General features: G+C 70.6%; 22 protein-coding genes. 15 read left to right on the top strand and 7 right to left on the bottom strand.

The window, feature by feature from the left end; translation table 11 throughout:
- Window positions 1-92 precede the first annotated feature (92 nt).
- From DA075_RS21010 to DA075_RS21000, 3 genes are all read right to left on the bottom strand, one after another.
- On the bottom strand, window positions 93-479 hold the full coding sequence (locus DA075_RS21010; RefSeq protein WP_099954874.1) for a response regulator transcription factor: 387 nt from the start codon (window positions 477-479) through the stop codon (window positions 93-95).
- 88 nt (window positions 480-567) lie between these two features.
- Entirely contained in the window at window positions 568-1,176 is a 609-nt protein-coding gene (gene fixJ / locus DA075_RS21005) for a response regulator FixJ (RefSeq protein WP_099954873.1), read from the bottom strand.
- Window positions 1,166-2,722, bottom strand: coding sequence for a sensor histidine kinase (locus DA075_RS21000; protein ID WP_099954872.1), 1,557 nt, complete (start codon window positions 2,720-2,722; stop codon window positions 1,166-1,168). Before DA075_RS21000 ends, fixJ begins: the two co-directional genes overlap by 11 nt.
- Window positions 2,723-3,482: 760 nt before the next feature.
- Between DA075_RS21000 and DA075_RS20990 the strand changes: the two genes are divergently transcribed.
- Together DA075_RS20990 and DA075_RS20985 are read left to right on the top strand one after the other, a co-directional pair.
- Window positions 3,483-3,905 (top strand): Ros/MucR family transcriptional regulator, encoded by a 423-nt coding sequence (locus DA075_RS20990; protein WP_099954870.1) that lies wholly within the window; start codon window positions 3,483-3,485, stop codon window positions 3,903-3,905.
- A gap of 125 nt (window positions 3,906-4,030) precedes the next feature.
- Window positions 4,031-4,765: a class I SAM-dependent methyltransferase gene (locus tag DA075_RS20985; protein WP_099954869.1), complete on the top strand. Its 735-nt coding sequence runs from the start codon at window positions 4,031-4,033 to the stop codon at window positions 4,763-4,765.
- A 518-nt stretch (window positions 4,766-5,283) separates the two neighbouring features.
- Here DA075_RS20985 and DA075_RS20980 read toward each other — a convergent pair.
- A complete protein-coding gene (locus tag DA075_RS20980; protein ID WP_099954868.1) occupies window positions 5,284-7,242 on the bottom strand; it encodes a mechanosensitive ion channel family protein in 1,959 nt (652 codons plus the stop codon).
- 180 nt (window positions 7,243-7,422) lie between these two features.
- Here DA075_RS20980 and DA075_RS20975 point away from each other — a divergent pair, with 180 nt between their 5' ends.
- From DA075_RS20975 to DA075_RS20940, 8 genes are all read left to right on the top strand, one after another.
- On the top strand, window positions 7,423-8,022 hold the full coding sequence (locus tag DA075_RS20975) for an HdeD family acid-resistance protein (protein WP_099954867.1): 600 nt from the start codon (window positions 7,423-7,425) through the stop codon (window positions 8,020-8,022).
- A gap of 133 nt (window positions 8,023-8,155) precedes the next feature.
- A complete protein-coding gene (locus tag DA075_RS20970; protein WP_232387464.1) occupies window positions 8,156-8,422 on the top strand; it encodes a hypothetical protein in 267 nt (88 codons plus the stop codon).
- A 160-nt stretch (window positions 8,423-8,582) separates the two neighbouring features.
- Window positions 8,583-10,709: an alkyl/aryl-sulfatase gene (locus DA075_RS20965; RefSeq protein ID WP_099954866.1), complete on the top strand. Its 2,127-nt coding sequence runs from the start codon at window positions 8,583-8,585 to the stop codon at window positions 10,707-10,709.
- A 145-nt stretch (window positions 10,710-10,854) separates the two neighbouring features.
- Window positions 10,855-11,715, top strand: a complete 861-nt coding sequence (locus DA075_RS20960; RefSeq protein ID WP_099954865.1) for a universal stress protein — start codon at window positions 10,855-10,857, stop codon at window positions 11,713-11,715.
- A gap of 15 nt (window positions 11,716-11,730) precedes the next feature.
- Window positions 11,731-11,940 carry a hypothetical protein gene (locus DA075_RS20955; RefSeq protein WP_099954864.1) on the top strand — a complete coding sequence of 70 codons (210 nt, stop codon included), beginning with the start codon at window positions 11,731-11,733 and terminating at the stop codon, window positions 11,938-11,940.
- Between the two features lie 140 nt (window positions 11,941-12,080).
- Complete coding sequence (locus DA075_RS20950; RefSeq protein WP_099954863.1) at window positions 12,081-12,788, top strand: CBS domain-containing protein; 708 nt, start codon at window positions 12,081-12,083, stop codon at window positions 12,786-12,788.
- 102 nt (window positions 12,789-12,890) lie between these two features.
- Entirely contained in the window at window positions 12,891-13,223 is a 333-nt protein-coding gene (locus tag DA075_RS20945) for a phasin family protein (protein ID WP_099954862.1), read from the top strand.
- Between the two features lie 30 nt (window positions 13,224-13,253).
- Window positions 13,254-14,234, top strand: a complete 981-nt coding sequence (locus DA075_RS20940; protein ID WP_099954861.1) for a zinc-dependent alcohol dehydrogenase family protein — start codon at window positions 13,254-13,256, stop codon at window positions 14,232-14,234.
- Window positions 14,235-14,255: 21 nt separating this feature from the next.
- Here DA075_RS20940 and DA075_RS20935 read toward each other — a convergent pair whose 3' ends face one another.
- Window positions 14,256-14,747: an Hsp20/alpha crystallin family protein gene (locus DA075_RS20935; RefSeq protein ID WP_099954860.1), complete on the bottom strand. Its 492-nt coding sequence runs from the start codon at window positions 14,745-14,747 to the stop codon at window positions 14,256-14,258.
- 432 nt (window positions 14,748-15,179) lie between these two features.
- On the opposite strand from DA075_RS20935, the gene DA075_RS20930 reads away from it, so the two are divergent.
- Both DA075_RS20930 and DA075_RS20925 read left to right on the top strand, forming a co-directional pair.
- Entirely contained in the window at window positions 15,180-15,683 is a 504-nt protein-coding gene (locus tag DA075_RS20930; RefSeq protein ID WP_099954859.1) for a DUF892 family protein, read from the top strand.
- Between the two features lie 141 nt (window positions 15,684-15,824).
- Window positions 15,825-16,472 (top strand): hypothetical protein, encoded by a 648-nt coding sequence (locus DA075_RS20925; RefSeq protein WP_099954858.1) that lies wholly within the window; start codon window positions 15,825-15,827, stop codon window positions 16,470-16,472.
- 108 nt (window positions 16,473-16,580) lie between these two features.
- Here DA075_RS20925 and DA075_RS20920 read toward each other — a convergent pair whose 3' ends face one another.
- Window positions 16,581-17,990 (bottom strand): TAXI family TRAP transporter solute-binding subunit, encoded by a 1,410-nt coding sequence (locus tag DA075_RS20920; RefSeq protein ID WP_244936260.1) that lies wholly within the window; start codon window positions 17,988-17,990, stop codon window positions 16,581-16,583.
- A gap of 1,471 nt (window positions 17,991-19,461) precedes the next feature.
- Between DA075_RS20920 and DA075_RS20915 the strand changes: the two genes are divergently transcribed.
- On the top strand, window positions 19,462-19,848 hold the full coding sequence (locus tag DA075_RS20915; protein WP_338067984.1) for a hypothetical protein: 387 nt from the start codon (window positions 19,462-19,464) through the stop codon (window positions 19,846-19,848).
- A gap of 39 nt (window positions 19,849-19,887) precedes the next feature.
- Here the strand turns inward: DA075_RS20915 and DA075_RS20910 are convergent, their stop codons facing one another.
- Window positions 19,888-20,175 carry a hypothetical protein gene (locus tag DA075_RS20910; RefSeq protein ID WP_244936258.1) on the bottom strand — a complete coding sequence of 96 codons (288 nt, stop codon included), beginning with the start codon at window positions 20,173-20,175 and terminating at the stop codon, window positions 19,888-19,890.
- A 310-nt stretch (window positions 20,176-20,485) separates the two neighbouring features.
- Here DA075_RS20910 and DA075_RS20905 point away from each other — a divergent pair, with 310 nt between their 5' ends.
- Window positions 20,486-20,842: a GCG_CRPN prefix-to-repeats domain-containing protein gene (locus tag DA075_RS20905; RefSeq protein ID WP_099954856.1), complete on the top strand. Its 357-nt coding sequence runs from the start codon at window positions 20,486-20,488 to the stop codon at window positions 20,840-20,842.
- Between the two features lie 205 nt (window positions 20,843-21,047).
- Window positions 21,048-22,235, top strand: a complete 1,188-nt coding sequence (locus tag DA075_RS20900) for an efflux RND transporter periplasmic adaptor subunit (protein WP_099954855.1) — start codon at window positions 21,048-21,050, stop codon at window positions 22,233-22,235.
- Window positions 22,236-22,253 lie beyond the last annotated feature (18 nt).

Here is a 22,253-nt window from a genome sequence, read left to right as displayed (position 1 = left end):
CGAAGAGCCGCCGCGCCCGCAAAGACCCGCGGTGGGCTGCCCGACCAGGGCCAGGCACGTCGCCGAGCGAGGTGTGTCGCGCGCCCCTGCCGTCACGGCGATCCACGGGGATCCGATGCGAGGCGGCCGGCCGCGAGAAGGCCGGCGACGGTCTCGAAGGCGAGCGGCTTGTCGATGAGGGGAATCCCGGCATCGCGCGCCCGGGTCCGGATGTGCGGGTTGGGATGGCCGGTGATCAGGATGACGGGAACGCCGGCATCGAGGTCCTGCAGGCGTCGGCAGACCTCGAGCCCGTCCATGCCCGGCATGACGTGATCGAGCAGCACGCAGAGCGGGCACGGCCCGGGAAAGGCCAACAGAAGCTCGGACCCGCTGGCGAAGGTCTCGACGCTGTGCCCTTCGCTCTCGAACAGGAAGCGGGTCGAGTGCAGGACCGCCGGATCGTCGTCCACGACGTAGATGGGGGAAGCGCTCACCATGGGGCCGGCCGTGAGGATCGAGGCTCGGGGACGGGACCCCGACCTTCGGGTACCCGGGAGCTGCCCGCCTTGACCTGCCTCAAGAACGTCAGGCGAGGCCGGCCAGCACCGCCCGGCGCACCAGGTCCTGGAGGGTGGGCGCCTGGGTCTTGGCCATCAGCTTCGCCCGGTAGATCTCCACGGTGCGCGGGCTGATGTCGAGGGCGCGACCGATCTCCTTGCTGGTGGCCCCGGCGACCAGACGGTCCAGGACCTGACGCTCGCGCTCGCTGAGCGTCCCGACCCGCTGCAGGAAGTCCTGAACGGTCGGATTGGCCGCCTTGGCCGTTCGGCCAGGCGACAACGCGGTGCGCAAGGCCCCCAGGAGCACCTCGTCGTCGAACGGCTTCTCGATGAAGTCGCAGGCGCCCCGTTTCATCGCCTCCACGGCGAGCGGAATGTCGCCGTGGCCGGTCATCACGATGATGGGCAGCGCGTGTCCGGCCTCGCGCAGGCGTCGGATGAGGTCGAGCCCGTCGATGCCGGGCATGCGGATGTCGGTCAGGACGCAGCCCGAGGCCAGCGTCGCGGCGCTCGCGAGCAAGTCGGTCCCAGTCTCGTAGAGGCGCACGCCGAAGCCGGAGGTCTCGAGCAGGAAGGCGAGCGAATCCCGCATGGCGGGATCGTCGTCCACCACGTGCACCAGCTCAGCCGCCATGGCCCGGCTCCTCGTCCTTCGCCGCCGGCAGGGTCAGCCGGAAGGTGGCGCCGCCGGCCTCGTTGCGCTCGACCTCCAGCCGCCCGCCATGCGCCTCGCTGATGGTACGGCAGATCGAGAGCCCGACGCCCATGCCGCCCGGCTTGGTGCTGACGAAGGGCTGGAAGAGGCGCCCGGCCACCTCGTCGGCGATCCCGGGTCCCGTATCCGAGACGGCGATCTCGACCCGGTCGGGGGCGAGGAGCCGCGCGTCGATGCCGAGCCTTCGGCGAGGGCTCCGTGCCATGGCCTCGCGCGCGTTGCGGATCAGGTTGACGAGGACCTGCTGGATCTGGACCCGGTCGGCGAGGACTGAGCCGACCCGGCGGTCGAGCGCGAGGTGGAGGGCGATGCCCTGCTCGCGGGCGCCGACCATGGCCAGGGCGCAGGCATCCTCGATCAGCCGCGCGACCGGCTCGACGCGCCGCTCGGTCTCGCCCCTGGCGACGAAGTCGCGCAGCCGGCGGATGATCTGGCCGGCCCGCAGCGCCTGCTCGGCGACCTTGTCGAGGACGTCCACCGCCGTGGCGACGGTGCCGGGATCGGGATCGGGATGGGCGAGGAGGCGGCGGCACCCTTTGGTGTAGTTGGCGATGGCGCCGAGCGGCTGGTTGAGCTCGTGGGCCAGCGTGGAGGCCATCTCGCCCATCGCGCTCAGGCGTGACACGTGGACCAGCTCGGACTGGAGTTCCTGCAGGCGGGCCTGGATCTGCTGGTGCTCGGTGAGGTCGTTGATGAAGCCGGTGAAGAAGACCTGCCTGCCCGAGCGCATCTCCCCGACGGCGAGCTCCATCAGGAAAGTCGAGCGGTCGCGCCTGCAGCCCGTCACTACCCGGCTGGTGCCGATGATGCGGCGCTCGCCCGTGCGGCGGTAGCGGGCGAGGTAGCCGTCATGCTCGGTCCGCCTCGGCTCCGGCATCAGGATCCGGACGTTCTGCCCGATCACCTCTTCGGCGGCGTAGCCGAACAGGCGCTCGGCCGCCGCGCTGAACCAATGGATCAGGCCGCCCTCGTCGATGACCACCATGGCATCCGGCACGGTGTCGAGGATGGAGCGCAGATGCGCCTCACGCGCGCGCAGGTCCGCCTCGACCCGCTTCTGCTCGTCGATGCTCACGACGATGCCGCGATGCCGGCAAGCCCGGCCGTCCGCGCCGAGCAGGACGCGCCCGCGCGAGCGCAGCCAGCACGTCTCGCCGTCGGGCCGCACGACGCGATAGTCGATCTCGTAGGCGCCGCCCTCCCGCAGCGTGCGCTCGATCGCCTCCGCCCGGGCGCGGCGGTCGTCGGGATGCACCAGGGATTGCGTCGCGGCAAAGGACGTCAGCCGCTCGGACGGAACGCCGAAGAGGCGCGCGCATGCCGAGGACACGGTGATCCGGTTCGTCGGCAGGTCCAACGACCAGATGCACACTCCGACCTCATCCAGTGTGTGGCGGAGCTCATCGGTGCTGAGACGGTCGGTGCCGCCTGGATCCGCAGGCGTTGTGGTCACCGGGTCGATCATCGCTCAGTCCGGAGGCAGGGCTTCGCGCCCGTTCAAGGGGGCATTATTGCTTCGCAGGGCCCGCCTGTTTGTGTCATTTGATAGCAGTGTATCCTCCCAGTTACGCTCACCTCTCCTGTCGCCGATTCATGAGCAGGCAGCCTCTTCGTCGAAGCTGTCCGGGTCTCGCGCAGCCTTTAATACTGAAGTGGAGTATATTTGTCGGCTCGGCCGACCTGTCGAGAGCGAGGATGGCGGACCAGCGGCAGCGTGATCTTCTGATCATGACAGGGACTGGATCTGTCGCGATGACCTTGAGGAGGCCGACATCCATCGCCGCTCAGGCGCGGCGCATGCATGATGGGCGCCCCATGAGCACGTCAAATGGAAAGCACAGGATCGTCCGAGCCTCGCCGCAGGACCTGCCCTTGGAGCAACGGACAGGCACGTTCCAGTCGATCTGCCGCGAGCCGCACGCCCGACGCCTGGTTCTGCGAGACGAAGCGAAGCATCGCCGGCTCTCGACGTGACGCCCCCGGGTCTCTCGTCGGCGTCGCCCGCGCGCTTGAACGGACCAGATCGCTCCGGCCACCAGGGCGACACACGTCCTGACCGTGCCCAGGTCTGCGCAACAACACTTATTGTGACGTTGATTTCAATCGCCGACCATCGCGCCCCGAGCGTGATTCACAGGCGTCGAATTATGTCATTTGATATTTCTCGCGCGTTCGTTCACTGAGGCAATGATTTCAAGCTAGGAATCGCAGGATCGTAATACCCCATGACGACCACTAACACTTCCAGCGACGATCTGATTAGCCTGGCAGCCAGCATCGTATCGGCCTATGTGACGAGGAATAGCCTTCCCATCGCGGATCTGCCGGCCTTGATCACGGCGACGCATGCGGCGCTCGGCAGGCTCGGCGCACCGGCGGAACCGGAGCCCGTTCGCTTGCAGCCCCCGGTGCCAATCAAGAAGACGGTGGCGTACGATTACATCATCAGCCTGGAGGACGGCCAGAAGTACAAGGCGTTGAAGCGCCACCTCAACGGCCGCGGCCTCACCGCCGACGAGTACAGGCGCAAGTGGGGATTGCCGCCCGATTATCCGATGGTCTGCGAGGCTTACGCCAGGACCCGATCCGAGCTGGCCAAGAGCATCGGCCTCGGGCAGTCGGCACGGGCAGGAGCGCGATCGCGATGACCCTCGCGGTCCGGACCGTCACGGCCCGCCCCGTCGGTACGGGCCGCTGACCGGTTCGGCTAGGTTCGAGGCCCGGCCGCTCCGGCGCTGGCCTCGACGAGCCACCACGCGCCGAGGACGCGACGATGCCGCCTGACGCCCCCTCAACGCCGGACGACGACCGTCCGCCCGTCCTCGCCCATGAGAGGTTCCTCGCGCGGCGGGAGGCCGTTGCCCGCCTCTCGTCGCTGACGGACAGGTTCCGGTTCATCTACGACCACAACCTCTGGGGATCGGAGACGTCGGCCTCGGGCCTCGGCTCGGAGGCGGGCGCCACCCGCGCGGTCCGCGACGGGCTGCCCGGCCTCCTCGGCGGATTGGGCGTCGCCACCCTACTCGACGCGCCCTGCGGCGATGCCGGCTGGATGGCGAGCATCGATCTCGGCGGCATCCGCTACGTCGGGGCCGACATCGTGGCCGATCTGATCGTCCGGAACAGGATTCATCATCCGCCCCGGTTCGCATTTCACGTCGCCGACATCACGCAGGACGCGCTTCCGAGGGCCGATGCCATCCTGTGCCGCGACTGCCTCGTCCATCTCAGCTTCGCGAATATCGACAGGGCGCTGGCGAATTTCAGGCGGTCGGGCGCGCGTTGGCTCGTCACGACGACGTTCACGCAGTGGCAGCACAACCGCGACTGCGAGGATGGCGATTGGCGCGCCCTCAATTTCGAGCGTGAGCCCTTCGCCTGGGGGCCACCGGCACGGCTCTTGAACGAGCGCTGCGACGAAGGCGGCGGCGGGTGGCGCGACAAGAGCCTGGCCGTGTGGGACCTCGGCACGACCCTCCGGCCGCGAGAGGCGCCGCGACGTCGGTGACGCGAAGCGGCAGCCATGCCGAACCCGTCCACGCTTCGCCGCCAGTCGGGCTTGATCTCGATCAAGGCCTGCGATCCCAGGCCGGTCGTAAACCGGAGCGACGGATCTCGCGGCCGCACGATCGTCCTCGAAGGCGCGCGAGCCGGCCCTCGGCCCCGCGACCGCGTCCATGCCCGACAGGCGGGGAGCGGACATCCGCCCGGAGGCTTCGTCGATGAATACGGAGCTGATCATGACGATCAGGGGACCTCTCGTCGCCGCGTCCCTGCTCTCGGTCGCGGTGTTGCGACCGCCGGCAGCTCTCGCCCTGCCCGGTCCGGCGGCCGCCCTGCCTCCGGCGATGCGAGAGGCCGGTGTCGTCGTCGTTCGCGGCTTCGGCTGGGGCGGGCGCCACTGGGCTCACCGTGCACGCAAGACTCACTCGTCGGAACCTGCGCGGCGGACGGACAAGCGATAGGCGACCCGATGGGGCTCGTCGCGCGTGGTCGCGGCGCCGGTGAGAGACGGCGCGAGCAGGATCAATGGAGACCCTGCCCTCCCGCCATGCTCCGCGCCCCCGGCATCAGGGTCGGATGCGCGACGGCGACGATGCCGTTGTCGTGGAACGCCCGCTGCACGGCGGCCAGCACGGCCCTCCGGATCCCGAACTGGCGCCCGGCCCGCGCCTTGAACTTGCCCCGGATGACGAGCGTCCCGTCCTCGACCGCCGCGATGCCCTGACTCTTGAACGGCTCCAGCAGATCCGGGCGCAGTTCCGGATCGGCCTCGAGATCCTTCCCGATCTGCTTGAACAGCCTGCGCACCGTCTCGACGTCGGTGTCGAAGGCGACCCGGAAGGCCAGCTTCTCGATGACCCAGTCGCGGCTGTAGTTCTGCACCTTGCCGATCTGGCCATAGGGGATCGTGGCGAGCGCACCCCGGGGGTGGCGCAGCGAGACCGAGCGGATCGAGATCTTCTCCACGCTGCCCTTGGCACCGGCGGTCTCGATGTATTCGCCGAGGCGGAAGGCGTCGTCGGCGAGGAAGAACAGGCCCGACACGACGTCCTTGACCAGGGATTGCGAGCCGAAGCCGAGGGCGAGGCCGAACACCGACAGCCCGGTGACCAGGGGCCAGACGTTGATCCCGAGGGCCAGGAGGACCGACAGGACCGCGAGTGCGGCGAGCCCGGCCTTCGCGGCCCCGGCCAGGAGGGGAAGGATCGTGCCGAGGCGCGTCCGCGGCGCCTCCTCGGCCTCGTCCCCGCCGGAGTCCCGCGCGCCCCGCTCCTCGGCGAGGACCCGGCCGGTCGCGACGCCGATCCCATTCCACAGATAGGCGGTGGCGAGCGCGACGGCGGCGATCTCCGCCATGGTCCGGGCCAGCGTATCGAGCCGGATGCCGAGCCCGAGGGCGGCGGGCGCCCCCCACAGGGCGGCGAGCGCCGCACCGATCACCGCGGCGAGGGCCATCCGGGCCGTGCGGCGGGCCGCGACGGCGGCTGCCGAGACCGTCTCGACCCGGAATCCGCGTTCGGCCCAGGCGGCGATCCGCCGGTCGAGATGCGGCCAGATCAGCACCAGGACCAGCGTGACCAGGATCGCGAGCGGCGGGAGGGGCCGCCCGAGCGTCGTCGCCACCTGCGACGCCAGGATTGTCACGGCGACGACGGCGACGGCGATCGCCGGCCAGCATCGGGCGAGGACGCGCCGCCCGCCGCTCCGCGGACGCGGCCCGGCGAGCGCGGCGGCCAGCGGCCGGCCGGCGCGCGCATAGGCGCCCGCGATCAGGCCGGCGGTCGGCACCGCGACGAGCGCGGTCCCCACGAGGTCGCGCAACCCGCTCCCCGCCTCCCAGAGCGCGAGCGTCCTCAGGAGCGCGATGCCGGCGAACGCCCAGGCCACCGCCGTCGACAGACCTCGCGCGAGCGGAACGAGACGCTTGCAGCGCGGGGCCGCGGACTTTTCGACGATCGCAGCCCGGATCAGGGACGCGGCGAGCCCGGCGAGCGGGACGACGAGGGCCCAGGTGCGGAGAGTGCGACGGGCGGCCTCCGCCTCGCCGGAGACGACAGCCGCGACGGCGAGGCCGGCTCCCAGCGCGGCGGCGGCGGGGAGACCGCAGCGTGCGATCCAGCTTCCCCTCCCGCCCGCGCGGCCGAGGGCGTAGGCGGTCCCCCGGTCCGCTGCGAGTCCCGCGGCCACCACGGCCGCGATCGCGGCCAGGAGCTGCATCGGCGACCAGCCGGCGGCGGCGAGGGTGGACCGGACGAGATCGAGGTCGCCGCCGGCCGCGGCGATCCGGTCGAGCCGTGTCAGCAGCCCGTCCGAGACCGCCGTCACCGCGCGGTCCACCGGCTCGACCACCGCCTCGGACCAGTCGGGATGCGCGGAGGCGGCGCGGCCCTCCGCATTCATGAGGATCAGGAGCAGAGGAGCCGAGACCGGGAGGCCCATCGGGCGGGCGCAGGTCGGGCGCGAGCGGCGTCGATCGAACACGGCAGGGATGTCCCGTCTCGTGAAGCCTCTCGGCCCTCCGAGAAGCAGGATCGTACCGCGTCCGGCCGAGACGTCTTTTTGATCCACATCAACGCCCCTTCGTCAATATCGAGCGCAAAATCACGAACTTTCCAAGCTTTCGATCCTCTTCGGGATCTGAAATGACGATGGAGGCGACAGATGAGCGGTTCGGCAATCTTCGATCGCCCGCCTCTCGGCGCTGGGCGTGACCGCGGCTGGTTCATCGCCATCGGCTGCGCGTTGCTGCTCCTCGGTGCCGCGGGCCTGTTCATGGTCACGACCCTCACGGTCGCCAGCACGCTGTGGTTCGGCATCCTGTTGATCGTCGCCGGCATCGTCGAGATCATCGAAGCTCTCGCGCGATCCGACGATGTCGAGGCCCTCGGCTCCCGCATCGGGCGGTTCCTGGCCGGCCTGATCTATCTCATCGGCGGGCTCGCCGCGGTCTTCCGGCCCCTCGAGGCCTCGCTCGCCCTCACGCTGGTCCTCGGGGCGACCCTGATCGCCTCGGGCGTGGCGCGCGCGGTCTGGGCCTTCGCCCACGAGGTGCGGACGTCCCGCGCCGCCGTGATCCTCTTCGCCGTGCTCTCGGTGCTGCTGGGCGCCGCCATCATCGCGAAGTGGCCGTATTCCGGCCTCTGGGCGATCGGGCTGTTCGTCTCCTGCGATCTCCTGGGCACCGGCCTGTCCTGGCTCGGCGTCGGTCTGTTCGGCGAGGCGCAGGTCTCGGCGCAGGCCTCGCGGGCCGGCGTGCGATGAGACGCCGTCGCTGAGGTGGCCTCCACGGTGCGGAGGTGCGAGGCCGCCCGGCTTCTCTGGCGAAAGATGCCGGCGGACACCCAGGCTCCGACCAGCGGGGCCGGTGAAGTGGGTGGATCAGGGAGTGAAGGCCATGGACCCGATGACTTGCGAATCCCCGTCGCGTCGTGCCGTCCTCGCGGGCTTCTCGTCCGCCGCCCTGGCAGCTGCCGGCCTGGTCCTCGCGACGGAACTCGCGACGAGACCGGCAGCCGCCGCCGTCCCGACCGTCGGGCCGGTCGGCGGGCCGAACGACGATCCGCTCGTCCAGAGGGCCCAAGCCGTCGTCGTGGTCCCGCGGCGGCGCCGCCGCCGCGTGTGCTGGTGGCGGAGAGGCCGCCGGGTCTGCACCTGGCGCTGAATCACTTGGCGCCGAGTCACTTGGCGCTGCGGTTCCTGGCGCCGGGTCACTTGGTGCTGTCACGTCACGCACGGTCGCTTGGCGGTGACGGACTCGGCGCCGAAGCGGCTCGGCGCCGGGCGATCCGGGCCTCTGAACCCGCCTGTCACGGAGTTGGCCGATGTCGACGAGACGCGCGTTCATCAAGGCGCTTCCGGGCGCAGGGGCCGCCTTCTCCCTCGCCGGCAGCGTCGTCTGGGGAGAGAGCGCCACCTGGGCACGGGACGAACGGACCTCTCCGGCCTTCACCGATCACGTCCACCCGCAGGGCAAGCCAGCCTCCGCGTTCACCCGGGACGTGCTGCGCCGGGCGGGAGCCACCCTCCCCTTCGCGGATGACCGGGACTTCGCGGAGCAGCGCAAGGGGCTGATCGCCCCGATGACCGCCATGACCATCCCGGCCGATGCCGGTCATCTGGCCTGGGACATGGAGCAGTTCCGGTTCCTCGACGAGCAGGACGCGTTCGACAGCATCCATCCGTCCTTGGTGCGCATCTCGCGGCTCAACAACAATTACGGGCTCTACGAGGTGATTCCCGGCATCTACCAGGTGCGCGGCTTCGATCTCTCCGATCTCACCTTCGTGCGGGGCCGGACCGGATGGATCGTGTTCGATCCGCTCGTCAGCCAGGAGACCGCCCGCGCCGCCTGGGCGCTGTTCCAGGAGCATGTCGGCGAGGGCCGGCCGGTCTCGGCGGTGATCTACTCGCACACCCACGGCGACCATTGGGGCGGCGTGCGCGGCCTCGTCGCGGAGGAGGACGTGCGGTCCGGCCGCGTGCCGGTGATCGCGCCCGCCGGCTTCCTGGCCCACACCGTGGCCGAGAACGTCTATGCCGGCAACGCCATGAACCGGCGCCTGTTCTACCAGTACGGGCTGCTCCTGCCGTCGGGCCCGCACGGCTATGTCGGGCAGGGGCTGGGCCAGCGCGTCTCGGCCGGGGCGAGCGGGCTGATCGCCCCGACGCGCCACGTCGCGCAAGCCATCGAGGAATTCGAGGTCGACGGCGTCCGGATGATCTTCCAGAACACGCCGGACACCGAAGCGCCCCGCGAGATGAACACCTACCTGCCGGACGCGAAAGCGCTCTGGATGGCGGAGAACGTCGTCGCGTCGCTGCACAACATCTACACGCTGCGGGGCGCGCCGGTGCGCGACCCGCTCAACTGGTCGAAATACATCAACGAGGCGCTCTACCGTTTCGGCCGCGAGGCCGAGGTGATGTTCGCCTCCCATCACTGGCCGCGCTGGGGCAACGCGCGGGTCCAGGAGGTGCTGCGGGCGCAGCGCGACCTCTACGCCCACATGAACAACCAGGTGCTCCACCTCGCGAACCAGGGCGTGACGATCAACGAGATCCACACCGTCTACGAATTGCCGAAGAGCCTGCAGCAGACCTGGCATTGCCGCGGCTATCACGGCTCGCCGGAGCACAACAGCCGCGGCGTCATCCAGCGCTATCTCGGCTTCTGGGACTGCAACCCGGCGACGCTCATCCCGCTGCCGGCCTCCGAGAGCGCCCCCCTCTACGTCGAGATGATGGGCGGATCGCAGGCGATCCTCGCCCGGGGCCGGCGCCTGCACGACGAGGGAAAGTACCGGCTGGCCCAGGAGATCGTGAACACGCTGGTCCAGGCCGAGCCGCAGAACCGGGAAGCCAAGGCGCTGCTCGCCGACATCTTCGAGCAGATCGGCTACCAGCAGGAGAATCCCGGCCTGCGCAACAGCTTCCTCTCCGGGGCCTACGAGCTGCGCTCCGGCATCCCCGAGGGCGAGACGGCGCGGTCGAGCAGCCCCGACGTCGTGCGGGCGATGACGACCGAGCTGTTCCTGAACTTCCTCGGCATCCGCATGGACAGCCGCAGGGCGGAGGGCCTGCGCTTCACCATCAACCTCGTCACGCCGGATAACGGCGAGCGGTTCGTGATCGAGATGGAGAATGCGACGCTGACCAACATCGCGGGATTCCAGGCCGAGACGCCCGACCTGACCCTGACCATCGCCCGGGCGGATCTCGAGCAGACGATGACCGGCGCCAGGACCCTGGAGGCGCAGATCGCCGACGGGACCGCGACGGTCCAGGGCGATGTCGGGATCCTGGCGCAGCTCGCCACCACGATGGTCGCGTTCGATCCGCGCTTCGAGATCATGCCGGGCACCGGATCGGCGGCGACCCGCGACCGGGGGCGGGCCCTGCGGCAGGCTGATGCGTACCGGGCCGAGCCCCGCGCCATGATCGCCGAGTGACGATCATCAAATGACGATGGCCGAGTCGCGATCAAGGAATCGCCGGAGGCCGCGTGCGGATCGGGCATCGGGGCTTGAGCTGGATCAAGGCCAGCTCCTCCCCCCGGGGCACATCATGGCGTCAAGACCGGTCCGGAGACGATCCATGTCGATGCACGCTCCCGCCCCGCTCGCCGCCCTGCGCGACGTCCTCATCGGCACCATCGTGGAGGACGAACACGATCCGGTCTCCCCGGCGATCGGGTACGGGCTGTCGCTGGCGGAGGCCGCCGGCGCCCATGTGACGATCCTGTCGTCCTCGTGGTGCCTGATCGGCAGCGATGCCTGGCTTCAGGGCACGACCGATCCGGGCATCGGGATCGTCGACCGCCGGCTCGACGCCCTGGCCCGCGCCTTCGCCGGGAACGCGGCCGGCGCGGCGGCGCAGGCCGGCCTGGTCTGCACCTGGGAGGCGCCCCGCCTGCCCTATCCCGAGGTGGTGCACCGGCTGGCCGCCGAGGCCCGCCTGCACGACCTGACGATCCTCGACCTCGACTCGCGCAGCGAGATCCTCTCGCGCGAGACGATCGAGGCGGCGCTCCTGGCGAGCGGCCGTCCGGTCCTCGCCGTGCCGCGGGGGCACCCGGTCTTCGCCGGAGAGCGGATCCTGGTGGCCTGGGACGGCAGCCTGCAGGCGGCCCGTGCCGCCAACGAGGCCCTGCCGCTCCTGCGCGCGGCGGAGGCGGTGGAGATCGTGTCGGTCGGCGATGCGGAGGACCTGCTCACGACGCTGCCGGGGGCCGAGTTCGCCCGCCACCTCGCCCGGCACGGCGTCGCCGTCACGGTGAGCGACCTGCCGCAGGCGGGCAGCATCGCCGACACGCTCAGGACCCATGCGGGCGTCGTGCAGGCCGACCTGATCGTGATGGGGGCCTACCGGCATTCCCGCATGCGGGAATTCGTCTTCGGCGGCGTGACCCGCTCGCTCCTGCTGGACGCGCCCGTCCCGCTCTTCCTCGCGCATTGATCACGGAGGCTCGCCATGATCCGTCAGCCACCGCCCAAGACGAGTCCGGCCCGGACGGCGCGCAGGCGCAAGGCCGTCCGGCGGACGCTCGGGCCCGCGGCCGCACCGACGCGGCCGCGCCCCGACGAAGCGACGCCGATCCCGCCGGTCGCGACGGCCGATCTCGAACCGCTCGACGAGGAGGATCTGCGCGCCCTGAGATCCGGCTGGACCTTCGTCGAGTGACACCGCCCCCCCGCTGCCGACCCGATCGGGCTCCGAAGCCGGCGGATCCTGATCCAGATCAAGGCTTGCCTGTCCGACCCGTCCAGACTGCCGGGTGACGCCGGTCCGGACCCGGGCGGCGCAACCCACCGGAGGCCGCGATGATCGTGCGCGACGTGATGACCCGCGAGGTCGCTTCCGTCCAGGCCGACGCCTCGATCGAGGCGGCGATCGCCCTGATGCTGGACCGGCGGATCAGCGGCCTGCCCGTCCTCGATCGCGCCGGCGCCGTCGTCGGCATCGTGACGGAGGGCGACGTCCTGAGGCGCCCCGAGCTCGGCACCGCGAGGCCGCAGCCCGGATGGATCCAGTACGTTGTCGATCCGGACCGGCTGGCGGAGACCTATGCCCGCGAGCACGGACGTCACGTCTCCGACGTCATGACCCGCGCGCTCGTGACGGTCTCGCCCGAGGCGACGCTCGCCGACGTCGTCGGGCTGATGGCGCGGCACCGCATCCGGCGCCTGCCGGTCGTCGAGCAGGGACGGCTCGCCGGTATCGTCGCAAGAGCGGATCTCCTGCGCCCCCTGCACGCGGCCCTGAGGCGAACCCGCACGGCACCGTCCCGAAGCGATGCCGAGATCCGCGTCGCCGTGGAGGCGGCCATCGCCGGGACGGGATTCCTCCCGGCGGGCCGTGTCACCGTCACGGTGGCGGAGGGCGAGGTCGCCCTGCACGGGACAGTGACCGGCGAGCGCCAGCGCGCCGCTCTCCGGGCGGCGGCCGAATCGGTGACCGGCGTGCGGATGGTCCGCGACGGCCTGTCCTGCGTCGATGCTCCGACGGACGGCGCCCACGCCGTCGGATGACGGAGCGGGCGGCGGCGTGCGCGCCGCCTGCCCCCCGCGCGGCGGCGATGCGTCCACCCGCACGGGCCTCGGAACCAACCCGGACGCGAGCAGGAGACGATCATGCATTCCAGGACCACCGGCACCGAGACACCCCGGACCTCCGGGTTCGGCGACATGTCCGCCCTCCTGACCACCGAGACCAAGCTCTGGCGCAGCTTCGGCGTCGACCTGCCCCTTCGGCTCGCCGCCGAGATCCTGAGCTTCGGCAGCCGCCGCCTCCAGGCCCAGGCCGAGCACGTCGCGGCGCTCGGCCGCTGCGGCTCGCCCACCGAGACGCTCAAGCTCCAGGCGGACTTCGTGATGAAGACCCTCACCGACTACCAGCGCGAGGCCGACACGCTCTCCCGCGACGTGGTCGACGTCGCGGTGCCCGGATTCGGCAAGGCGGCCTGATCGGAGAGCCAGCCACCGGAGGTCGAGCCGATGGACGCGATGGTCCTGCACCGGATCGGGGGGCCGCTGGTCCGCGAGTCCCGGCCCGATCCGGTGCCGGGGCCGGGCGAGGTCCGCATCCGGGTCGAGGCCTGTGCGGTGTGCCGCACCGACCTCCACGTCATCGACGGGGACCTGCCCGACCTGCGCCTGCCGATCGTGCCCGGCCACGAGATCGTCGGCCGGGTCGAGGCCGCCGGCGCCGGCGTGATCGGGCCCGCTGTCGGCGCCCGGGTCGGCCTGCCCTGGCTCGGCCATACCTGCGGGCATTGCGCCTATTGCCGGATGGGCCGCGAGAACCTGTGCGACGCGCCCGGCTTCACCGGTTATACCCGCGACGGGGGCTTTGCCACCCACGTGCGCGCCGAGGCCGCCTTCACGATTCCCTTGAGCGAGGCGGCCGACCCGGTCGCGACGGCCCCCCTTCTCTGCGCCGGGCTGATCGGCTGGCGGACCCTGCGGATGGCGGGAGAGGCGACGACGATCGGCCTCTACGGCTTCGGCGCCGCGGCGCACATCGTCGCCCAGATCTGCCGCCACCAGGGCCGCAGGGTCTACGCCTTCACCCGGCCGGGCGACCGGCAAGCCCAGGGCTTCGCCCGCGACCTCGGCGCCGCCTGGGCCGGGGATTCGGAGACCCGACCACCAGTTTCGCTCGACGCCGCCCTGATCTTCGCGCCCGACGGAGCCCTGGTCCCGGCGGCGCTTCGCGCGGTGCGCAAGGGCGGCAGCGTGGTCTGCGGCGGGATCCACATGAGCGACATCCCGGCCTTTCCCTACGCGCTGCTCTGGGGCGAGCGGCGGGTCCTCTCGGTGGCGAATCTGACGCGGGAGGACGCGAAGGAGTTCTTCGCCCTGGCGCCGCGGGCGGGCATCGTCACCCGGACCCGCGTCTTTCGCCTCGCGGAGGCCGAGGCGGCCGTCGCGGCGCACCGGGCCGGGATCGAGGGGGCGGCGGTGCTCGTGCCGTGAGCGCCGCCGCCGGTTCAGGCCTCACGCCGCCTTGATCTCGATCGTCTTCGGGGTGACGGCGGCGGTCTTGGGCTTCGGCAGCTTCAGGGTCAGGACGCCCTTGTCCATCCGGGCGTCGATCTCCTCGGGCTTCGTGCCGGGCGGCAGCTCGATCGTGCGGGAGAAGGCGCCGTAGCTGCGCTCCGTCACCTTTCGGGCGCCGGTCGTCTCCTCCTTCTCCTGGCGCTTCTCGCCGCGGATGAGGAGCAGGTCGTCGGCAAGCTCGATCTGCACGTCGCCGCGCTCGAGGCCCGGCAGCTCGGCCGTCACCTCGATATGGTCGTCCCGCTCGACCACGTCCATCCGCGGGAACGGTCCGGCCTGGAGGAAGCCGGGTATTCCCGACAGGACCTTGCCCGACCAGACGTCGCCCAGCATCCGGTCGATCTCGCGCTGGAACGGGAACGCGGCCGGCAGGGCACGCTCGGACGCGTCGCTGCGGTCGCCGAAGGCGAGGAGGGATTTGAGGTTCATGGCGGTCTCCCTGTTCGAGGCCGGCTCGGGACGGCCGGCAGGACCGAAGGAGGCCACCGCCGCGATGCGCCCGCGTTGAGATGCATCAAAGGCGGCCAGGACGCCTGGTCAGCGGGACATCGGCACCGGGACCGCCATCGAGGCGAGGATCGTCCGGCTGGTCTCGCCGAGTGTCGGCCCGGGCAGGCGCGACGGGCCGTACCGGCTCCGCCCCGGGCCTCGACGGCCGGCGCATGTACTCTGCGGGTGCCGCGGGTCCCTGCCTTGATCCACCGCAAGGCGGGATTGGGTTCGGCGGACCCGGTCGAAGCAGGCGAGGCGGCAAGCGAGGAGGGATGTCATCTCCGATCAAGCGGGCCCCCGTGAAGCGACCTAGCCTCCAGGTGGCGCCCGGGCAGACAACAGAAGGCCGGGCCGTCTGTGGAGGTCGTCATGCCGGTCAAGACACCCAGGGAACTCTTCGTGCGGATGCTCAGCGATGCCCGGCACCATGCCGAGCGGGCGACGAAGGTCTACGAGGAGCTGAGCCAGGCCGCACAGGATCCGGCCATCCAGGAAGCGCTTCAGTCGCGCGCCTTCATCCAGGACAAGATCATCAAGTCGCTCGACCGCTGCTTCGAGCTCATCGGCGAGAAGCCGATCTCAGCCAATGGCCGGCTGCAGGAGGTCTTCCTCGAAGATTTCCGGCGCGAGCTGTCCGAGATCCAGGCGCCCGCGGCCAAGGCCCTGTTCATCCTCGTCAAGGCCAACCACCTGATGCACCTGCGCATCGCCGAGTACCGCGCCCTGGTGGCCATGGCCGACGTGAGCGGGCATTTCGGCGTCGGCGTCCTGCTGGAAAGCTGCCTGGCGGACAAGCTGGCCTTCATCGAGCGCACCGGACGCCTGATCCGCCGCACCATCGAGAGCAAGCACGCGGTCAAGCTCGCGGCCTGAGCCCGGCCGGCGAGGTCCCGCGCCGCAAGGCCGGTGCGGGACCTTCGATCATGGTGCCAGCGATCCGGAAGCCAGCCGGCCGGTCCTCGGGCCGGCGACGCGGCTGAGGCGCGAGGCGACGGGACTATCGGAGAACGAGCCATGCCCGCGGCATCCCCTCGACAGGCCGCTCTCGATCCGCGAGGCAGGGCCAGTTCCGGCGCGGGCGCGCCGCCGCCCTCCCTGGCGCAACGGGCCGCCCACGAGGCCGGGCGCTACCTCAGCTTCGCCGCCTACCTGCTGGTGATCTTCGGCACCCTGATTCTCTTCAGCGTCAACATCTACGCGAGGGCCGACCAGGACGTCCCGCATTTCCCGAGCTATCATTTCTACGCGCTCGGCCTGATCAATGCCCTCGTCCTCGCCAAGTTCATGCTGATCGCCGAGGCGGCGAAGCTCGGCGCCCTCACCGTGGGGCGGCGCCTCGAGGAGGGGCCGCTCGCCTACGTGATCCTGTACCGCTCGCTCCTGTTCATGGCGGTCCTGGTGGCCGCCTACGTGCTGGAGGAGCTGCTGGTCGGGGCCTGGCACGGGAAGCCGCCGCGCGCCGTCCTTCCGGAGATGGCGGGCGGCCCGCGCGGCCTCGCCTCCTTCGCCTGGGTCATGTTCGTGGCCCTGATCCCCTATTTCACCTACCGGGAGATCGACCGGGCGACCGGCGGGGCGTGGCTGCGCGCGCTCCTCATGAAGCCCGCCGGGCGGCGAGCGGAGGCGGCGCCGGGACCGGATGCGCCCTCGGCACCGACGTGAGAGTCCGAAGGACGTCGCGCACTCCGCCGACGCCGCGCCCGGGCGGGATCTGTCCTGGGGCGGGATTCCGGGCCGGGACCGCGGCATCGACCGCGGAGCTTCGTCGTCTCATCCGGACCGGACCCGGGGTGCCGCGGCCCGGGAGACGGAATCGGGGCCGAGGGCGGCACGTCGGCCGTCCAGGGCGTGCCGGGCATGCGCGAGAGCGGTCGAGAAGGCCGATAGCCGGTCGGTGTCCAGGCCGCCGGGAGACCGGCCCAGAACGCACGAGACGAGCGCTCGGAATTCGCCCTCCAGCGTCGCCAGGCCGGGCGCCGTGGCCCGCGGCGCCTCGTCGGCGATCTCGACCAGCCGCTGGATCGGGCGCCAATCCTGCTCCGACCGTTGCCGGGCCCGGTAGCTCGACGCCGCCGCGAACAGCGAGCCGGCGAGGCTGACGACCAGGCCGCCGACATAGACATATTTCTGGGCCTGGTCGAAGAAGCTCTCGTCGCCGCTGCTCAGATAGGCCGCGACGCCCGGATGGAGCGGCAGGATCGGGCTCTTGTCGTCGGGATCGGGTGCCTCGATCTGGGCGGCGAGCGGCGTGACGGCCATGAGCTTGGCCTTGGTGGTCAGGATCGAGCGCGCGATCGCGGCCGCGACCACGTTCGGCATCAGCTCCGACGCGGCGAAGCGGTAGGTGACCGCGAGCGTGGTGGTGCTGTCGCTCGGCGTGGCGGGTCTCGCCCGGAACGACCCGACGGGCACGTCGATCGACTCGAAGCCCGGGAAGCGCTTGCCGATGGCCTCCGCCTCGTCGAGGGCGAGGAGTTTCGGCGTCCCCTTGGTCGCGCGCGCGACCGCGGCGACGACATCGACGACCTCGCCCGGAGCGATCGGGCCGACCGCCAGGATGGCGGCGAGCGTCTTCTGCCTGGCGGCCTCGGCGAGGCCGTCGATCGGCAGAAAAATCCGGCCGACCGCTTTCGCGGGCACGTTGAAGTAGCTCAGCACCATGTCGAGGACCCGGGCATTGTCGGCTTGCAGCGGGCCGGACGGGATGCCGACCGTCCGGCCCGCGAGATTCGCGATCGCGTCGACGGGACTGTGCGGCGGCAGGACGAAGGCGACGACGTCCCGGCGCAGGATCACGATGGTCTGGGCATTGGCGGGCGGCGCCGCGTCGCTGCGCAGGATGGCGAGATCGGTCCGGCGCTCCTCCAGCGCCTTGGCGCTCCCCGCGAGGCCGTCCACCTGCACGAGCTGCAGGTTGACGCGGGGATGCTGGACCTTGGAGACCGACGCGAAGGCCGTGATGAAGCGGTAGGCCGCGCTGCCGGGCGGGCCCGTGGTGATGCGCAGGTCGGCGTGGGGCGACCAGACATGCGCGAGCGCGAACCCGGCGGCTGCGACGAGCAGCACCCCGGCGACGGCGGCGGCCCAGCTCCATCTGCGCCGCGGCGGCACGACGGGCGCGGCGCTGTCCGGCCCTGCCTGGTCGGACGGGGCGGAAGCGGGCGTTGCGTCTTCCATCATCACCTCGCTCCCGGCTCATCGGCCGCCTTGTGCGGCTCCCGGGACGGCGCAGGCCCCCTTGCACCTCCGGCGGCACCCGGGAGGCCTGTGAGCAACGGGATTGCAGCGCGTGCGGGTGAGACCGCCACACCGTCCTGTTACGGGAGGCAGAGGGCCGACCCGGACATGGCATGGTGGCCTGGAAACGCGCTCCCGACTTGATCCGAAGGGACACGGACCCTGCGGCCTCCGATGTGGCGGGAGCTTGCGAAACGCAGCCATGGGCGGCCGTTGGTGCGCGCGGACACGGCGATCGAGCCGGCATGCCGCGCATCGCCGAGCGGCCTGATCAGACCTTCGGAATAGCCGGAGCGGTTCGGCAAGCTCTCTCAGGAGCTCGATGAGCCGGCACACGAAAATGTCCTGTTCGATCAAGCTTCTGCCTGCCAGATGTGTTCTGATCCAAATGATATTCAGTCATAAAAATCCATGGCCATTAATCAATAAAAATATCATCGTGATTGTATATCCATCGTGTGTTGATTTTCATATCTCATAGAAGATAAGAAGAAGAAATTATCCGAAAACGAATACGGGACACGACATCAGGAACCGGGAGGCTGTCGATGTTTCTCGAAATGCGAAGAATGGCCGTCGCGGGGACGCTCGGATCCGCCATCGCGCTGGGAGCGGTCGTGCCGGTCGGCGCCGGACCGCTCCCGGTCGTGTCCAGCGAGCAGATCGCCGGCGAGTCGATCACGCAATCCGCGCATTGGTACGGTTGGGGGCCCGCCTGGGGCGGAGCCTTGGCGGCGGGGGCCATCGTGGGCGGGGCCCTGGGTCTCGCGGCGGCAGCGACCGCTCCGATCAACCCATACTGGTACGGATACCCGGCCTACTATCCTGCCTATTATGCCTATCCCGGATATTACCGTCCCTATCGCCGGGTTTACTGGAGGGGGTACGGCTGGCGCAGGTCATATTCGTACCCCGGTTACCGCTACGGCTACAGGCGTGTCTATTGGCGCTCCAGCTACGGGTGGGGATACCCTCGCGTGTATCACCGCAGATCCTACTGGTATTAGGAGGTCGTCGGGCGCCCTGCCGTCAAACATCGCGCGATGATCTAATGCTCGTGCGTCGCGTCAGAGCCAGGACGGGCGCATCGCAGACCACCCGGTTTCTCACAGGATGGGTGTGCATCCGCAATCGGCGGCTCCCGGTTTGCCCGGGCGTGCCGCTTCGGGGCGGGCCCAGGCGCCAGGCCGCGGGCGACGTCACGGCGAGCCGATCCGGGAGCCCGCGAGCCAGATCCGCGCAGAGGCGCAGCCGCCGCATGGGATGAGGGAGCCAAGAGCCGATGGCATTCACCAGCCGCATCAAGCAGATGTCGAGGCTCCGGCGTGGGAGCGAGATCCGTACCGCCGGTCTCGGCTTGCGCCTCGCGCTCCTGGAACCGCGGCTTCTGGGACCGCGGCTCCTGGGAGCAATGATGGGATCCCTGCTCATGGCGGGGGCGGCGCCGGCTGCGCCGGCCGGCCTCTCGGGCTACCAGGGGGCCTGGGTGCTGGCCGGGCGCGACTGCGCGGAGGTGTACTCAGCCGCCGGGCGAGGCCTGTCGTTTCGCAAGCCGGTCGACCTCTTCGCGCCCGCCTTCATCATCTCCGGCCAACGCATCAGGACGCCCATGGCCTCGTGCCGTGTCCGGTCGATCCGGACCGTCGACGGCCGCGACCATCTCGACCTCGACTGCGCGAACGCCGTCGCCTCCAACGACGTCAGGGTCATCATGACGCCCGCGAAGGATGGAACGTTGACGCGGTACTACAGCGAACAGGATCCGACCGGCATCGCCTATCGGCGCTGCTCCGAGCGCTAAGATCGAACGTCCGCACGGTGATGATGGTCGCCGCGGGCTTCAGGACCGCTCCACATCGGAGACGACGTCCGCGAGGTACAGTTCGAGGCGGCGCACGGCCTGGCCGTCGCTGCCGGTCACGGCGACCCCGATGGCCGCGCCGCGGGAATGCGCCCGGCGGATAAGGGTCTCGGCCTTCGCGGCCACCGCGCGCTCGGTCGCGGCGCGCAGGATCGCCCCCGCTTCTCCCGTCGTGATCCTGATCTCGTACAAACCGTCGTCGGCCATGGCTTGATCGATGCTGCTCCGAGCCGGAACCGGCTGCTCTCCGGCCTCGGTGATCGTCAATGGAAACGTGTCAACAAGCGGCACAAGGCCGTCACGTCACCATGATTTTTTTGAATTTCTGCGACGCGGGAATTTATCTCTATGCAGTGTATATTACAATCAAAATGTGATCACCATCCGCGTTACTGATGACGGCATCCGATTGGGCGCAACTGCGACGCGGGCTTCTGATCTGTCCATAGCTCGACCGCGTCGCGCCGATGCCTGACCCGAGAAGGCCGCCGGCGATGCGGAGGTTTGATCCTGATCAAGGGCGGGTCGGTAAGGACGCGGTGAACTCGCCGAACGAACGAGACAGGGAGGCACGGTCATGAAGACATTCATCCCGACCGCGGCGGCGGCGCTCCTCTTCGGGGCATGGCTCGGATTCGGCGCCGCGCCGGCGCAGGCCGCTCAAGGATGCGGCCCGGGCTTCCATCGAACCGTCTACGGCTATTGTCGGCCGAACTACGGCGGCTATTACGGCGCGCCAGGCGTCTACAGGGGCGGCTACGCCTATCGCGGCGGCGTCTACGGCCGGCGGGTTTACGGTGGCCGCGTCTATGGCGGCCGCGCGTATGGCGGCCGTGCATATGGCGGCCGCGCCGTCGTCGCCCGCGGCGGCTACGGGCACCGGGTCGGCCATTACGGAGGCCGCGGCTTCGCCGGTGGGCGAGGACGGCGGTAGGATCTCGCGGGACCGTCCGGCAGAACCACCCGGGAAGACCGTCCGGCAAGACTGCGTCCCGCGGCATCGGCCCGGCCGCCCCGCGGCGTCCGGGCGACCGTCGCGTCGGCTCCCGGCTGTCCTCTCCGATCAAGCCGGTCCGGCGCGACCTGCCACACTGGCCAGCCGTCCTCCGCAGGAGGGCGGCCCAGCGGCGAGGGCGATCATGCATCAAGGTCCAGATGTCCTTCGTCCAGCTGTCCTTCTACGTCCAGCTGTCGTTCTGAGTCGCGGTCTCCTCGGTCTCAGCCTCGTCATTGCCCTGGCCCTTGCCGCCGCGCCCGTCGCCCGCGCCGAGCCCGATCCTGCGGCGCTGACGGTCGGCACCATCGCCGCGCAGCGCCGCGCCATTGACAAGCCCCTCGACTTCGTCGGCCGGATCGAGGCGCCGGCCCGCGTCGAGGTGCGGGCCCGGGTCGTCGGCTTCCTCGATGCGGTCCTGTTCCGGGAGGGCGAGGTCGTGCGGGAGGGCACGCCCCTCTACCGCATCGAGCCCGACCTGTTCGAGGCCGCGGTGAAGCAGGCCGAGGGCGCGCTGGAGCGCAGCCGTGCGGCCGAGACCCTGGCGGCGATCCAGCTCCAGCGAGCCCAGGACCTCCTCGACCGCAATTCCGGCACGGTGGTCGCGCGCGACCAGGCCCGCGCCGCCCTCGACCAGGCGCGCGGCGCCGTGACGGGCGACGACGCCAACGTGCGGACTGCGCGGATCAACCTCGGCTACACGAAGATCGCCGCCCCCATCTCCGGCCGGATCGGCCGGACCAGCGTGACGAAGGGCAACGTGGTCGGCCCCGACAGCGGCGTGCTGACGACCATCGTCAGCCAGGACCCGATGTACGTGACCTTCCCGGTGAGCCAGCGCGAGTTCCTGCGGATGCGGCAGGGCGGCCCCCAGCCCGACCGGAGCCGGATCGCCGTCCGGATCCGCTTCCAGGACGGCTCGACCTACGACCAGGTCGGGCGCATCAACTTCGTCGACATCAGCGTCGATCGCACCACGGACACGGTGCCGGTGCGCGCGAGCCTGCCGAACCCCGCCAGCGCCCTGCGGGACGGGCAGCTCGTCCAGGTCGCGCTCCAGACCGGAGCGCCGGAGGAGAAGGTGGTGGTGCCGCAGGGCGCGCTCATCGCCGACCAGGGCGGCGTCTACGTCTTCGTGGTCGAGGACGGCCGCGCGGTGGTCCGGCGCGTGAGCGTCGCGTCGGGCGGCAGCGGCGGCGACGCGGTGATCGAGGCGGGGCTCTCGGGCGGCGAGCGCGTCATCGTCGATGGGCTGCAGCGCGTGCGTCCCGGCATCCCGGTGCTGTCGGTGCCGGCCGGCCAAGTGACGGGCCAAGTGACTGGAAGGACGTGACCGGAAGGACGTGACGGG

The sequence above is a fragment of the Methylobacterium currus genome, from assembly GCF_003058325.1.
GTDB classification, from domain to species: domain Bacteria; phylum Pseudomonadota; class Alphaproteobacteria; order Rhizobiales; family Beijerinckiaceae; genus Methylobacterium; species Methylobacterium currus.
This window is presented reverse-complemented; position numbering and strand designations above follow the sequence as displayed.

Excerpts from the sequence above, each read along its gene's own strand:
- DA075_RS21000 (WP_099954872.1), bottom strand. The coding sequence starts at position 2,722 with ATGATCGACCCGGTGACCACAACGCCTGCGGATCCAGGCGGCACCGAC.
- DA075_RS20965 (WP_099954866.1), top strand. The coding sequence starts at position 8,583 with ATGTCGACGAGACGCGCGTTCATCAAGGCGCTTCCGGGCGCAGGGGCC.
- DA075_RS20955 (WP_099954864.1), top strand. The coding sequence starts at position 11,731 with ATGATCCGTCAGCCACCGCCCAAGACGAGTCCGGCCCGGACGGCGCGC.
- DA075_RS20935 (WP_099954860.1), bottom strand. The coding sequence starts at position 14,747 with ATGAACCTCAAATCCCTCCTCGCCTTCGGCGACCGCAGCGACGCGTCC.
- DA075_RS20920 (WP_244936260.1), bottom strand. The coding sequence starts at position 17,990 with ATGATGGAAGACGCAACGCCCGCTTCCGCCCCGTCCGACCAGGCAGGG.
- DA075_RS20940 (WP_099954861.1), top strand. The coding sequence starts at position 13,254 with ATGGACGCGATGGTCCTGCACCGGATCGGGGGGCCGCTGGTCCGCGAG.
- DA075_RS20950 (WP_099954863.1), top strand. The coding sequence starts at position 12,081 with ATGATCGTGCGCGACGTGATGACCCGCGAGGTCGCTTCCGTCCAGGCC.
- DA075_RS20925 (WP_099954858.1), top strand. The coding sequence starts at position 15,825 with ATGCCCGCGGCATCCCCTCGACAGGCCGCTCTCGATCCGCGAGGCAGG.
- DA075_RS20990 (WP_099954870.1), top strand. The coding sequence starts at position 3,483 with ATGACGACCACTAACACTTCCAGCGACGATCTGATTAGCCTGGCAGCC.
- DA075_RS20985 (WP_099954869.1), top strand. The coding sequence starts at position 4,031 with ATGCCGCCTGACGCCCCCTCAACGCCGGACGACGACCGTCCGCCCGTC.
- DA075_RS20930 (WP_099954859.1), top strand. The coding sequence starts at position 15,180 with ATGCCGGTCAAGACACCCAGGGAACTCTTCGTGCGGATGCTCAGCGAT.
- fixJ (WP_099954873.1), bottom strand. The coding sequence starts at position 1,176 with ATGGCGGCTGAGCTGGTGCACGTGGTGGACGACGATCCCGCCATGCGG.
- DA075_RS20960 (WP_099954865.1), top strand. The coding sequence starts at position 10,855 with ATGTCGATGCACGCTCCCGCCCCGCTCGCCGCCCTGCGCGACGTCCTC.
- DA075_RS21010 (WP_099954874.1), bottom strand. The coding sequence starts at position 479 with ATGGTGAGCGCTTCCCCCATCTACGTCGTGGACGACGATCCGGCGGTC.
- DA075_RS20900 (WP_099954855.1), top strand. The coding sequence starts at position 21,048 with ATGCATCAAGGTCCAGATGTCCTTCGTCCAGCTGTCCTTCTACGTCCA.
- DA075_RS20945 (WP_099954862.1), top strand. The coding sequence starts at position 12,891 with ATGCATTCCAGGACCACCGGCACCGAGACACCCCGGACCTCCGGGTTC.
- DA075_RS20915 (WP_338067984.1), top strand. The coding sequence starts at position 19,462 with ATGGGATCCCTGCTCATGGCGGGGGCGGCGCCGGCTGCGCCGGCCGGC.
- DA075_RS20905 (WP_099954856.1), top strand. The coding sequence starts at position 20,486 with ATGAAGACATTCATCCCGACCGCGGCGGCGGCGCTCCTCTTCGGGGCA.
- DA075_RS20975 (WP_099954867.1), top strand. The coding sequence starts at position 7,423 with ATGAGCGGTTCGGCAATCTTCGATCGCCCGCCTCTCGGCGCTGGGCGT.
- DA075_RS20970 (WP_232387464.1), top strand. The coding sequence starts at position 8,156 with ATGGACCCGATGACTTGCGAATCCCCGTCGCGTCGTGCCGTCCTCGCG.